The organism is Streptomyces sp. NBC_00354, from assembly GCF_036106915.1.
GTDB lineage: Bacteria > Actinomycetota > Actinomycetes > Streptomycetales > Streptomycetaceae > Streptomyces.
Window position 1 is genome coordinate 6342153 of the sequence record NZ_CP107983.1, and the last position, 12046, is coordinate 6354198.

The window sequence follows — 12046 nt, forward strand, 5'->3', positions numbered from 1 at the left end:
CGGGCGGCTCAGTTCTTGTACACGAGCCGCTCCGGCGGGATGCTCTCGGTGCCGATCACGCTGGTGCGCCGGTCCACCTCGATGACCAGCCCGTCCACCTCCGCGAAGGGCGAGAGGTCCACCGTTCCGAGGCATTCGCGCAGGACGAGCAGCCGCAGCCCGGGCAGCTCGGTCAGCGGCTCCAGCGTCCCCTCGAACACGCACCTGATCAGCACGAGTTCGGTCAGGCGCTGATACGGCAGGAGAGCCGCGACCGACACGGGTGCGGCGTGCCGGATCTGCAGGGAGCCGAGCCCCGGGAGCGGGAGCGAGCGGATCAGCTGCCGGTACTGCAGGCTGCCCGCGATCGTCAGGTCCTTCACCCCCGGCCACCGCTCGATCCCGTCGAGGGTCATCCTGCGGACGCCCTGCCACAGGGCCAGGGAGGTCAGCCCCTCGGCCGCAGGGACGTCCCCGATCCACCGCTGCGCCGGCTCGAAACCGATGACCAGGGACTTGAGCCCGTCGACTGCCGCCAGCGGGGCCAGCGAGAGACCCTCCCGGAGGTAGCCGAAGGCGAGGCTGTCCGCCGACAGCTCGGCGACCGCCTCGATGCCCGTGACCTCCGGGCAGTCCAGCACGCCGAGGTGCCGCAGCGTCGGATGCCCGGCCAGCGGTGCGAGATCGGTCAGGCTCGGATTGCGGTGGATGACCAGCCACTCCAGGTCCCGCCGCCCGGATATGTCCGTCGGGACGGCGCCGTTCCAGGTGAGGTGGACCCGCCGTATGTGGGGCATCCGGCCGAGCACGGCCAGCTGCTCCGGCGTGCGGACGTGCAGGTGTCCGACGCGCACGGGGGCGTCGGCCAGGACCGCGTCCGCGTACGTATCGGTGGGGAACCGCCCCCAGGAGTCGGACAGTTCATGGACCACGTCGTAGCGGTCGTCCCTCCGGAAGCCGGCGATGACCTGGAGCGCCCGCTCCCCGCCGACCAGTGCGGCCGTACGGATGACGGCGGCGGCCTGCTGCTCGTCCAGGCCCTTCGGGCCCGGCAGGAGCTCCAGGACCAGCTCGCCCGCCTTGGCCAGCTCCTCGGCCTGCCCCACCGAGTGCGGCGGCAGCAGGTGCGCCGTACGCGCCTCCACCTCGTGCCAGACCTCGGGGTCCAGTTCCGGGGCGTGCTCCAGGCAGGCCGCAGCCAGCAGCACCAGCCGGCTGTGGTCCCGCTTGACCTTGTCGGCCCGCCGCAGCAGCTGCCGGAGCAGGCGTGCGCGCTCGTCGGGGCGGGCGTGCCCCACCGCCATGCGGACCACGTCCTCCCACGCGTCCTCGTGGGCGTTGCCCACCAGCACGCCGAAGTCCCGTGCCTCCACGGCCGCCTTGGCCCCCAGGTAGTCCTGGAAGGTGCGGTGCACGAAGTGGACCGATCCGGGTACCGGCTCCCGCAGCAGCCCGCTGCGGATCAGCAGGTGCCGGAACACCTGCTCGGCGCCGGCCTGCGCCCGTACCTGGGGCATGGCGCCGAGCCACTCGCCCACCATCTCCTCGGCCTCCGTGCAGGAGGCCTCCACCTGGCCGTTGCGGATGAGCCAGTACGCGAGCCGCTGGAGCAGCAGGGTCTGCTCGTCCCTGCTGAGGTACACGCCCTCGACACCGGAGATGTCCCGCTCGGTGTCCCGGCGTACGAGGAGCATGTCCAGGGCGGCGTCGTACAGCTCCTTGCGCGCCCTCGGCAGGTGCATGTGGCGGTCCCGGTTCAGGGCGCACAGCAGGGCGCACATGAGGGGGTTCGAGGCCAGCCATCCCAGGTCCCGGCGGGAACCGACGGACTGGATCAGCGATTTCTCGTACCGGTCCAGGCTGTCCCGCTCCTCCTCGGAGCCGCACTCGGCGCGGGCGGAGTCGTGCCAGTGCGTGATGAACGCGCTCACGTCGGCGCGCTCCATCGGCAGCAGGGAGAGGAGGGAGAAGGCCTGCCCGGTCAGCCAGTCCTCCGGGACCGCCGACGGGCGGGTGGTCACCACGTAGCGGGCCCGGGGATAGGCCGCGAGCAGGGATCTGAGCCACTCCTCCGTGCGGCTGCGGAGCTTGGACGGCACCTCGTCGACGCCGTCGACCAGGACGAGTGCCCGCCCTTCGGACAGCAGGTTCTCGACCCATCCCTCCGGGGCCCGCAGCGGCACGCCCGAGGCGCGCAGCCAGTTCTCCGGCATCGGCAGGCCCTCGGGCGAGTTGAACGAGCGCAGCCGCAGGACGAAGGGGACGAGCGTGTTCCAGTGGCGCAGGCCGAGCTTGAAGCTCCGTCTCGCCGCATTCAGGGCCAGCCACTGCACCAGGGTGCTCTTGCCCGAACCCGCCGGGCCGCGCAGCAGTACACGCTCGGACGTGCTCAGCGCCAGCTCGGTCTTCATCGCCGAGTGGCGGCCCGGCTCCTCCAGCAGCTGCTCGCCCGTCACCGCCAGGCTGATGTACGCCAGGTCCAGCGGCCACTCCTGGCGGGCGTGGCTGAGGGTCAGGCCGAACAGCTGGAGGCGGCTGTGGGTTTCGGCGACGTAGCGCGCGTACTGCTCCTCGAAGGCGTGGGCGGTACCGCTCGAGCGGTCGCCCAGCCGGTCCACCGCGCGCGCCAGCTCGCCCGTCCGGCGGACCAGTTCCACATCCGCCCGGGCCCCGAAGCCCGGCAGGGTCGTCAGGTACTCCACCGCGTGGACGCAGCACAGCCGGACCAGGTCGCGGTAGACGGCCTCGGCCGGCCGGCTCAGGCCCGCACCGGATGGTGGTGGCAGCGCCGCTGCCAGTGCATGCGGGTCCAGGTCCGCGGCGAAGAGGGACTCCGCATTCAGCGGGCCCAGCGCCGCGAAGGCGTCGCCCACCGCGTCGAGGGCCGCCAGGCGCTCGTGCTCCGGGAGGCCGCGCGTGGCCTCGCCCAGTCTGGCCGCCAGGGTCTCGGCGAGGCGGCGCACCTCCGCCGCCCCCAGCTCCGCCGGCCGGCGCCACCGCGGGACCGGGGCGGCCGGATCCACCGCCAGCCCGGCCCCCGGGGACCGGCTCAGCAGGGACTTCACCAGTGCCCCCGCCGCCGTACCCGCCACCCGTAAGAGAACCGTCTCGAAGCCCGTCATCCCCTGCCCTCCCCTTGGCTCGGACATCATCGCGTGAACCGCCGGTAACCCCGATGGATACCGATCGGTAACAACCCCTAGCGAAGCCCCCGAACCCGCTCTATGGTGCGGGCATGCCGAACCTGCCCGATGTCGTGCTGTGGTCCATACCCGCCTTTGTACTGCTCACCGTCATCGAGGTGGTGAGCTACCGGCTCCATCCCGACGAGGATGCCGCCGGCTACGACACCAAGGACGCGGCCACGAGCGTCGCCATGGGGCTCGGCAGCATCGGCTTCGACCTGCTGTGGAAGCTCCCGGTCGTCGCCGTCTTCACCGCGGTCTACGAACTGACCCCGCTGCGCGTGCCGTTCCTGTGGTGGACCGCCCTGCTGATGCTGCTCGCCCAGGACTTCCTCTACTACTGGCAGCACCGCGGGCACCACGTCATCCGGATCCTGTGGGCCTGCCACGTCGTCCACCACAGCAGCCGGAACTTCAACCTCACCACGGCCCTGCGCCAGCCGTGGACCAGCGCGACCACCTGGTGGTTCTACCTGCCGATGGTCGCCCTCGGCGTGCACCCGGCCGCGATCCCGTTCTGCTACGGGATCAACCTCCTCTACCAGTTCTGGGTCCACACCGAGCGCATCGGCAAGCTGCCGCGGGCCTACGAGTACGTCTTCAACACCCCCTCCCACCACCGCGTCCACCACGCCTCCCAGGGCGGCTACCTGGACCGCAACTTCGGCGGGATCCTGATCGTCTGGGACCGGATGTTCGGCTCCTGGGTGGGCGAGACCGACAAGCCCGTCTACGGGCTCACCAAGAACATCAGCACCTACAACCCGCTGCGGGTCGCCACCCACGAGTACGCCGCCATCGCCCGCGACGTCCGCGCCGCCGGCAGCTGGCGCGAGCGCGCCGGACGCGTCTTCCGCGGCCCCGGCTGGCAGCCCGCCGCCCCGGTGGCGGCCGAGAGCGCCGCCGCCGCGTCCGCCGCCGAGCCCACCACCGAGTCCGCCGCCCCCGCGAAGGCCTCGGAGCACGCCGCGTGAGCGACACCGAGTCCCGTACGCCCTCCTGGGCCCGGCCCGCAGCGGCCGCCGCCGACGGGGCGCGCGGCCGGATCCTGCTCGGCGCCTTCGCCGCCGCCACCGCAGCCGACCTCGGCTCGCTGCTGGCCGGCTGGCACCTCGGGCACGTCCTCGCCAAGCCGCTGCTGATGCCGCTGCTCGTCGCGTACGTGATCAGCAGGCGGGCGCCCCGCCTGCTGATCGCCGCCCTGCTCTTCGGGTGGGGCGGGGACCTGGCCCTCCTCTTCGACGCCGACCCCGCGTTCCTCGTCGGCATGGGCTCCTTCGCCGCCGGGCACGTCTGCTACCTCGTGCTCTTCGGCCGGGGCAGGATGCATCCCGCGCTCGGGGGCGCGTACGCCGTCGCCCTCCTCGGGACCGTCGGCCTGCTCTGGGGCGACCTGCCGGCCGACCTGCGCATCCCGGTCGCCGGGTACAGCCTGCTGCTCACCGCCATGGCCTACCGCTCCAGCGCCCTCGGCCTGCGCGCCGGCCTCGGCGGCGCCCTGTTCCTGCTCTCCGACACCCTGATCGCCACCGGGGTCGCCGACTGGCCACAGCTGCCGCGCCCCGACTTCTGGATCATGGCCACCTACGTCGCCGCCCAGTACCTGCTGGCCACTGGCGCGACCTCCCGGGAAGCAGGCGTACGGTAGGACGGTTCCACAGTCGTACAAGACTGAACGATCCTGAACCGGAGGACTGCACCACCATGCGCGCCACCGTCATCCACGCCCCGCACGACATCCGCGTGGAGGAGGTGCCCGACGCTGCGATCCAGCGCCCCGAGGACGCCGTCGTCCGCGTCCTGCGTGCCTGTATCTGCGGCAGCGACCTGTGGGCCTACCGCGGAGAGGCCGCGCGCCAGCCCGGCCAGCGCATCGGCCACGAGTTCCTCGGCGTCGTCGAGGAGACCGGCTCCGCCGTGTCCGGTCTGAAGGCCGGGGACCTCGTCGTCTCCCCCTTCATGTGGTCCGACGGCACCTGCCACTACTGCTCCGAGAGCCTGTACACCTCCTGCGTGTACGGCGGCTTCTGGGGCTCGGTCGGCCACGACGGAGGCCAGGGCGAGGCCGTCCGTGTGCCGCACGCCGACGGCACCCTCGTGAAGCTGCCCGGCGAGGCCGTCTCCGACGACCACCTGCTGACCGGGCTGCTCGCGCTCTCCGACGTCATGGGCACCGGGCACCACGCCGCGCTGGGCGCGGGCGTGCGCAAGGGCTCCACCGTGGCCGTCGTCGGTGACGGCGCGGTCGGCCTGTGCGGGGTCCTCGCCGCCAAGCGCCTGGGCGCCGAGCGGATCATCGCTCTGGGCCGCCACACCGTCCGTACGGACATCGCCAAGCTCTTCGGGGCCACCGACGTCGTCGCCGAGCGCGGGGAGGCCGCCGAGGCGGCCGTCCGCGAGCTCACCCGCGGCCAGGGCGCGCACGCGGTCATCGAGGCGGTCGGCACCGAGCAGTCCATGCGCACCGCCGTGAACATCACCCGCGACGGCGGGGCCATCGGCTACGTCGGCGTCCCGCACGGCAGCGGCACCGGCCTCGACCTCGGCGTGATGTTCGACCGCAACATCACCCTGCGCGGCGGCGTCGCCCCGGTGCGCGCGTACATACCGGAGCTGCTGGAGGACGTGCTGAGCGGCGCGATCGACCCGGCGCCCGTCTTCGACCGGGCCGTGTCCCTGGACGAGGTCCCGGACGGCTACCGCGCGATGGACGACCGCAGCGCGCTGAAGGTGCTCATCAAGCCCTGACGGCCTGAGTGACGACAGGAGGGGCCGGGCTTCGGGGGAATTCCCCCGAAGCCCGGCCCCTCCGCCTGTTCAAGCGTTCAGGTGTTCAAGCGAAGCGCCTACTTCACGGCCTTCAGCGCGTCCACCACGCCGTAGCCGTAGTAGCCGGTCTGGCCCCACTTGCTCTGGCAGGTGGTGGCGTCGACCAGCGCGCCCGTGCCGTCGTAGACCTTCTCGGGGCAGGCCGCCTTGGTGGCCTGGGCCTTCAGCATGGCCTGGAGCTGCGACGGCGTGGCCGACGGGTGCGCGCTCTTGAGGAGCGCCGCCACGCCCGCGACGTGCGGTCCGGCCATCGAGGTGCCCTGCTTGTAGCCGTAGCCGCCGCCCGGCAGGGTCGACAGCACGCGGCCGTTGGCGTCCGGCGTGGCCGGGACCTGCCACTTGTCGCCGCCGGGGGCGGCGACGTCGACGACGCCCAGGCCGAAGCTGGAGTAGTACGACTTGAAGCCCTGGTCGCCGGTCGCGCTCACCGTGACCACACCCGGCAGCTGGGTGGGCAGGTCCAGGCAGACGTGCGGGTCGATCGTGCGCGGGACCGGGGTGCCGTCGTCCGGGCTCGTGTCGTCGACGATCGCGTTCGACGCCAGGTCGTGGTTCGAGTTGCCGGCCGAGGCCACGCTGAGCACACCCTTGCGCTCGGCGTACTTGGTCGCCCGGCCGAGAGCCTCCACCAGCGCCTTCTGGTCGTCGTCCGCCTTGCAGTTGTAGAGCCAGGGGTCGACGTAGTAGCTGTTGTTGGTCACCTCGATCCCCTTCTCGGCGGCGAACATGAAGCCGCAGACGACCGCCTCGGTGAAGAACAGGCTGGTGCCCGGCTCGCTCACCTTGATCGCGGCGACCTGCACGCCGGGCGCGACGCCCGAGATGCCGATGCCGTTGCGCGCGGCCGCGATGGTGCCGGCCACGTGCGTGCCGTGGTCGCTGCCGTCGGCGTACGGGCGCCACGCGCCCTCGGTGGTGTCCGCGACGCCGCCGACGCAGTTGGCCGACTGGCCCTTGGAGAAGTTCGCCGCGAGATCCGGGTGGGTGTCGTCGACACCCGTGTCGATGACGCCCACCGTGACGTCCCGGCTGCCATCGTTGATCTTGTGCGCCTGATCGGCCTTGATCGCCCGCAGGTCCCACTGGTTCGGCTCCAGCGGCTCCTGGCCGTCCGCGGCGGCCGATGCCGCCTTGGCGGCGTCCGCCGCGCTCAGCTTCTGCGTCGTGCCCTCCTCGGTGGTCTGCACCGGCTGGAGGGGGGCCGTCCGGGTGGCGCCGACCGACACGAACAGGCCGCGCTGTGCGCGCAGCTGCTTGGCGAAGTCCGGGTTCTGGGAGTGTGCGACGACGACCCCGATCTGCTCATAGGACGTCACCACCGTTCCGCCGGCCCGCTCGATGGCCTTCTTCGCGGCCTTCACCGTGGCGTACGTGTTCAGGTTCGCGACGTACGAGAGCTTGGGGCCGGTGGTGTCGGGCTTCGCCGCGGCCGCCGTACCCGCCGTGTTGCCCAGCGGGGCGGCGGAGGCCGCGACCGAGGGCAGGAAGGCGAGCGAGGCGGTGAGCGCCAGGCCGACCGGTACGGCAAGACGACCGTGCCTCTTAGGGGATCGTGACCCCAGCTGAGCCATGGGTTCTCCACATCATCCGTGAAAGAAGCCGCCCGCGCGTGGTCGCGCAGGACGACGGGTTCATGACAGGTGAACCTAGTGCCGCCGTTCGCCTTTCCGCCATGAGTTCGAGAAATCAGTTTCCGAAGAATCCACAGGTGTTGAACCGTCCCGCCGCGCCGGCCGTGCCGTTGGGCAGGGGGACTCAGCGCCACCGTCCCCCCACACGGAGGTTGTTTTGTCCGTCGTCCCCACCGCACCCGCGTCACAAGGAGAACCCCCCGTGACCACCGAAGCAGCGCCGCCGCACGGCAGCGCGGGAACATCCACGGCGAGCCCCACGGCCGAAGAGTTCACAGCCGTTCAGCAGAGCGCCGAATTCGCCGAACTGCGCAGTTCCTACCGCTCCTTCGCCTTCCCGCTCACCGTGGCCTTCATCGCCTGGTACCTGCTCTACGTCCTGCTGTCCAATTACGCCGGCGGCTTCATGGGGACCAAGCTCTTCGGCAACATCAACGTCGCCCTCGTGTTCGGCCTCGCCCAGTTCGCGACGACCTTCCTCATCGCCTGGCTGTACTCCCGGCACGCCGCCGCGAAGCTCGACCCCAAGGGCGCGGCGATCAAGGCGCGGATGGAGGCCGGCGAATGAGCGGCACCCTCCACCTCGCGACGAACGTGGCCGCGGGCGCCACCGAGCACCGGCCGCTGATCATCACGCTGTTCGGGCTGTTCGTCGTCGCCACCCTCATCATCACGATCTGGGCCGGCCGCCAGACCAAGGACGCCGCCGACTTCTACGCGGGCGGCCGCCAGTTCACCGGCTTCCAGAACGGCCTCGCCATCTCCGGCGACTACATGTCCGCCGCGTCGTTCCTCGGCATCGCCGGCGCCATCGCGCTCTTCGGCTACGACGGCTTCCTCTACTCCATCGGCTTCCTCGTGGCCTGGCTGGTCGCCCTGCTGCTCGTCGCCGAGCCGCTGCGCAACTCCGGCCGCTACACGATGGGCGACGTCCTCGCGTTCCGGATGCGCCAGCGGCCCGTCCGTACCGCCGCCGGCACCTCGACCATCGTCGTCTCGATCTTCTACCTGCTCGCCCAGATGGCCGGCGCCGGCGTGCTCGTCTCGCTGCTCCTCGGCATCACCAGCGACGGCGGCAAGGTCGCGGTCGTCGCGCTGGTCGGCCTGCTGATGATCCTCTACGTCACCATCGGCGGTATGAAGGGCACCACCTGGGTCCAGATGATCAAGGCCGTCCTGCTCATCGCGGGCGCTCTGCTCATCACCTTCCTGGTGCTGCTGAAGTTCAACTTCAACATCTCCGACCTGCTGGGCAAGGCGGCCGAGAACAGCGGCCAGGGCACCAAGTTCCTGGAGCCCGGTCTCAAGTACGGCAAGGACGCGACGACGAAGCTGGACTTCATCTCGCTCGGCATCGCCCTGGTCCTCGGCACCGCCGGCCTGCCGCACATCCTGATCCGCTTCTACACGGTTCCCACGGCCAAGGCCGCCCGCAAGTCCGTGAACTGGGCCATCGGCATCATCGGCGCCTTCTACCTGATGACCATCGCCCTCGGATTCGGCGCCGCGGCCCTGCTCAAGCGCACCGACATCATCGCCTCCAACAAGGCCGGCAACACCGCGGCCCCGCTGGTCGCCCAGGAACTCGGCGGCGGCGCGGGCTCTACGGGCGGCGCCGTCCTGCTCGCCGTGATCTCCGCGGTCGCCTTCGCCACCATCCTCGCGGTGGTGGCCGGACTCACCCTCGCCTCCTCCTCGTCGTTCGCCCACGACCTGTACGTGAACGTGATCCGCAAGGGCAACGCCACCGAGCAGGAGGAGGTCCGGGCGGCCCGCTGGTCCACGGTCGTGATCGGCGCCGTCGCCATCGGCCTCGGGGCCCTCGCCCGCGACCTCAACGTCGCCGGCCTCGTCGCCCTCGCCTTCGCCGTCGCCGCCTCCGCCAACCTGCCGACCATCCTCTACAGCCTCTTCTGGAAGCGGTTCAGCACCCAGGGTGCGCTGTGGTCGACCTACGGCGGCCTCGTCTCCGCGGTCGTCCTGGTGCTCTTCTCGCCGGTCGTCTCCGGGAAGCCCACCTCGATGTTCAAGGACGCCGACTTCTACTGGTTCCCCCTGGAGAACCCGGGCATCGTCTCGATCCCGCTCGGCTTCCTGCTGGGCTGGCTGGGAACCGTCCTGTCGAAGGAGAAGGCCGACCCCCGGAAGTTCGCGGAACTCGAGGTCCGCTCCCTTACGGGAACCGGCGCGCACTGAGACTGTGCTCATGTGACATGGGCCGAACACACAGCGTGGCCGCGTCGTACTTCCCTACGACGCGGCCACGTCGCGTCTCGTTCATTCCGGCATCCCTACGCCTCATATGCGTCGCGTAGGCTCGATTACGGCGCCAGGCGTTTCTCCGAGGTGGCGCGAACCTCTACGAACCGGACAGGGGAGGGGGCCTGAAATGCTTCTCGACACCTATGGCCGCGTGGCCACTGACCTGCGTGTCTCGCTCACCGACCGGTGCAACCTGCGCTGTACGTACTGCATGCCCGAGGAGGGTCTGCAGTGGCTCGGGAAATCAGATCTGCTGAGTGACGAGGAGATCGTCCGGCTGATCCGGATCGCCGTCACGCAGCTCGGGATCACCGAGGTCCGCTTCACCGGCGGCGAGCCGCTGCTCCGCCCCGGCCTGGTCGGGATCGTCGAGCAGTGCGCGGCGCTGGAGCCCCGCCCCAAGATGTCCCTCACCACCAACGGCATCGGCCTCAAGCGCACCGCACAGGCGCTCAAGGCCGCCGGACTGGACCGAGTAAACGTTTCGCTGGACACCCTGCGGCCCGAGGTCTTCAAGACCCTCACCCGGCGTGACCGGCACCGCGACGTCATCGACGGCATGGCCGCCGCCCGCGAGGCCGGCCTGACCCCCGTCAAGGTCAACGCCGTCCTGATGCCGGGCCTGAACGACGACGAGGCCCCCGACCTGCTCGCCTGGGCCGTGGAGAACGAGTACGAGCTCCGCTTCATCGAGCAGATGCCCCTCGATGCCCAGCACGGCTGGAAGCGCGACGGCATGATCACCGCCGGGGACATCCTCGCGTCGCTGCGCACCCGCTTCACGCTCACCGAGGAAGGCGCCACGGAGCGCGGATCCGCCCCGGCCGAGCGCTGGACGGTCGACGACGGCCCGGCCACGGTCGGCGTGATCGCCTCGGTGACCAGGCCCTTCTGCAGCGCCTGCGACCGCACCCGGCTCACCGCCGACGGGCAGGTCCGTACGTGCCTGTTCGCCACGGAGGAGTCGGACCTGCGCGGAGCCCTGCGCTCCGGCGCCCCGGACGAGGAGATCGCCCGCCTGTGGAAGGTGGCGATGTGGGGCAAGAAGGCCGGGTCCGGTCTCGACGACCCGTCCTTCCTGCAGCCCGACCGCCCGATGTCCGCGATCGGCGGCTGAGGGCACCGGCCGGGGCGGCTAGGTCCTGTCGTCAAAGTGGCGCCGGTCAGGCCCGTGGCGTCCGGCGCGGGCCGGGGCGGCTAGGTCCTGTCGTCAAAGTGGCGCCGGTCAGGCCCGTGGCGTCCGGCGCCGTGCATCGCAAGGCGGAGGGGCGCCCGCGTACTGGACGTACTCGGGCGCTCCGACAACGCGGCGAGGTGCGGTGCCTGGGGGTACCTCCCAGCGGTAGCTGGGGGAGCGTCGCGGGCCAGGCGCCACTTTGACGACAGGGCCTAGAGGCGTTCCGAGCCCTCCGGCTGGACCCATTCGTCGAGCTTCACGACGTCCTTGAGGAAACCGCGGACCCCCAGGAACTGGGAGAGGTGTTCGCGGTGTTCCCCGCACGCCAGCCAGGTCTTGCGGCGCTCCGGGGTGTGCAGCTTCGGGTTGTTCCACGCCAGGACCCAGACGGCCGCGTCGCGGCAGCCCTTGGCCGAGCAGGTGGGCGCGTCCACGGAAGCGGTGGAGCGAGCGGAGTCGGGGGAGTCAGGGGAGTTCACGCCTCAACCCTACAAACCCCTGTCACGGAAGGGCGACGCCGAGCAGCCACGGGGGGAGCTGCCCGGCGTCGGTCCGTCGCTCCGACGGGGGATGCGGAGCGCGTAGGCAGTATGTCACGCAGGACCCGGTGCAGTGCACCGGAACTTCATGATTGATCTGAGCTTTTATTGAGGTTTCCCGTGTTCAGTGCCGGACGCACAGGTGACGGGATGAAGTGAGAGGGCAGCGAGGGGGTCGACTCGCGTCCCGCGTTGGCGATGACCACGGCCACGTACGGCAGCAGCGCGCCCGCGATGAGCGTCACGATCGCCACATGACGTTCCACGTTCCACAGGATCACCGTCGCCAGGACCGACAGCGTCCTGATCGACATCGAGATGACGTACCGGCGCTGCCTTCCCCGCACGTCCTCGTCGAGGCCCATCCGGGCTCCGGTGATCCGGAAGACCTCGGCCCCGTTCCGCTTCTTCCGCTCCACGCTCCACCGCCCGATCCGCCTGCCG

10 protein-coding genes are annotated in these 12046 nt (G+C 70.9%); 6 read left to right on the top strand and 4 right to left on the bottom strand.

Annotated elements, in window-relative coordinates; genetic code table 11:
* Positions 1-8: 8 nt before the first annotated feature.
* Complete coding sequence (locus OHT74_RS29105) at positions 9-3101, bottom strand: NACHT domain-containing protein (protein ID WP_328621830.1); 3093 nt, start codon at positions 3099-3101, stop codon at positions 9-11.
* Between the two features lie 113 nt (positions 3102-3214).
* Here OHT74_RS29105 and OHT74_RS29110 point away from each other — a divergent pair, with 113 nt between their 5' ends.
* The 3 genes from OHT74_RS29110 to OHT74_RS29120 are packed head-to-tail and all read left to right on the top strand — an operon-like array spanning position 3215 to position 5912.
* Positions 3215-4138, top strand: coding sequence for a sterol desaturase family protein (locus tag OHT74_RS29110; RefSeq protein WP_266668306.1), 924 nt, complete (start codon positions 3215-3217; stop codon positions 4136-4138).
* Positions 4135-4812, top strand: a complete 678-nt coding sequence (locus OHT74_RS29115; protein WP_328621831.1) for a lysoplasmalogenase — start codon at positions 4135-4137, stop codon at positions 4810-4812. Before OHT74_RS29110 ends, OHT74_RS29115 begins: the two co-directional genes overlap by 4 nt.
* 56 nt (positions 4813-4868) lie before the next feature.
* Positions 4869-5912, top strand: coding sequence for a zinc-dependent alcohol dehydrogenase family protein (locus OHT74_RS29120; RefSeq protein WP_266668309.1), 1044 nt, complete (start codon positions 4869-4871; stop codon positions 5910-5912).
* 98 nt (positions 5913-6010) lie between these two features.
* Here the strand turns inward: OHT74_RS29120 and OHT74_RS29125 are convergent, their stop codons facing one another.
* The gene (locus OHT74_RS29125) at positions 6011-7564 is read right to left on the bottom strand and encodes a S8 family peptidase (protein WP_328621832.1); all 1554 of its coding nucleotides are present in this window, start codon (positions 7562-7564) and stop codon (positions 6011-6013) included.
* A gap of 262 nt (positions 7565-7826) precedes the next feature.
* Here OHT74_RS29125 and OHT74_RS29130 point away from each other — a divergent pair, with 262 nt between their 5' ends.
* The 3 genes from OHT74_RS29130 to moaA all read left to right on the top strand — a co-directional run bounded on the left by OHT74_RS29130 (position 7827) and on the right by moaA (position 11003).
* Positions 7827-8192, top strand: coding sequence for a DUF485 domain-containing protein (locus tag OHT74_RS29130; RefSeq protein ID WP_266668313.1), 366 nt, complete (start codon positions 7827-7829; stop codon positions 8190-8192).
* Complete coding sequence (locus OHT74_RS29135) at positions 8189-9820, top strand: solute symporter family protein (RefSeq protein ID WP_328621833.1); 1632 nt, start codon at positions 8189-8191, stop codon at positions 9818-9820. The genes OHT74_RS29130 and OHT74_RS29135 overlap by 4 nt, the downstream gene beginning before the upstream one ends.
* 193 nt (positions 9821-10013) lie before the next feature.
* Entirely contained in the window at positions 10014-11003 is a 990-nt protein-coding gene (gene moaA / locus OHT74_RS29140) for a GTP 3',8-cyclase MoaA (protein WP_328621834.1), read from the top strand.
* 272 nt (positions 11004-11275) lie between these two features.
* On the opposite strand, the gene OHT74_RS29145 is transcribed toward moaA, so the two are convergent.
* A complete protein-coding gene (locus tag OHT74_RS29145; protein ID WP_266668319.1) occupies positions 11276-11542 on the bottom strand; it encodes a hypothetical protein in 267 nt (88 codons plus the stop codon).
* Between the two features lie 146 nt (positions 11543-11688).
* The gene (locus OHT74_RS29150; RefSeq protein WP_051833067.1) at positions 11689-11967 is read right to left on the bottom strand and encodes a DUF3099 domain-containing protein; all 279 of its coding nucleotides are present in this window, start codon (positions 11965-11967) and stop codon (positions 11689-11691) included.
* Positions 11968-12046 lie beyond the last annotated feature (79 nt).

What these genes read in the sequence shown, in the direction of transcription:
- OHT74_RS29105 (WP_328621830.1), bottom strand. Translation starts at nt 3,101, where the DNA reads ATGACGGGCTTCGAGACGGTTCTCTTACGGGTGGCGGGTACGGCGGCG.
- OHT74_RS29110 (WP_266668306.1), top strand. Translation starts at nt 3,215, where the DNA reads ATGCCGAACCTGCCCGATGTCGTGCTGTGGTCCATACCCGCCTTTGTA.
- OHT74_RS29120 (WP_266668309.1), top strand. Translation starts at nt 4,869, where the DNA reads ATGCGCGCCACCGTCATCCACGCCCCGCACGACATCCGCGTGGAGGAG.
- OHT74_RS29125 (WP_328621832.1), bottom strand. Translation starts at nt 7,564, where the DNA reads ATGGCTCAGCTGGGGTCACGATCCCCTAAGAGGCACGGTCGTCTTGCC.
- OHT74_RS29135 (WP_328621833.1), top strand. Translation starts at nt 8,189, where the DNA reads ATGAGCGGCACCCTCCACCTCGCGACGAACGTGGCCGCGGGCGCCACC.
- moaA (WP_328621834.1), top strand. Translation starts at nt 10,014, where the DNA reads ATGCTTCTCGACACCTATGGCCGCGTGGCCACTGACCTGCGTGTCTCG.
- OHT74_RS29150 (WP_051833067.1), bottom strand. Translation starts at nt 11,967, where the DNA reads ATGGGCCTCGACGAGGACGTGCGGGGAAGGCAGCGCCGGTACGTCATC.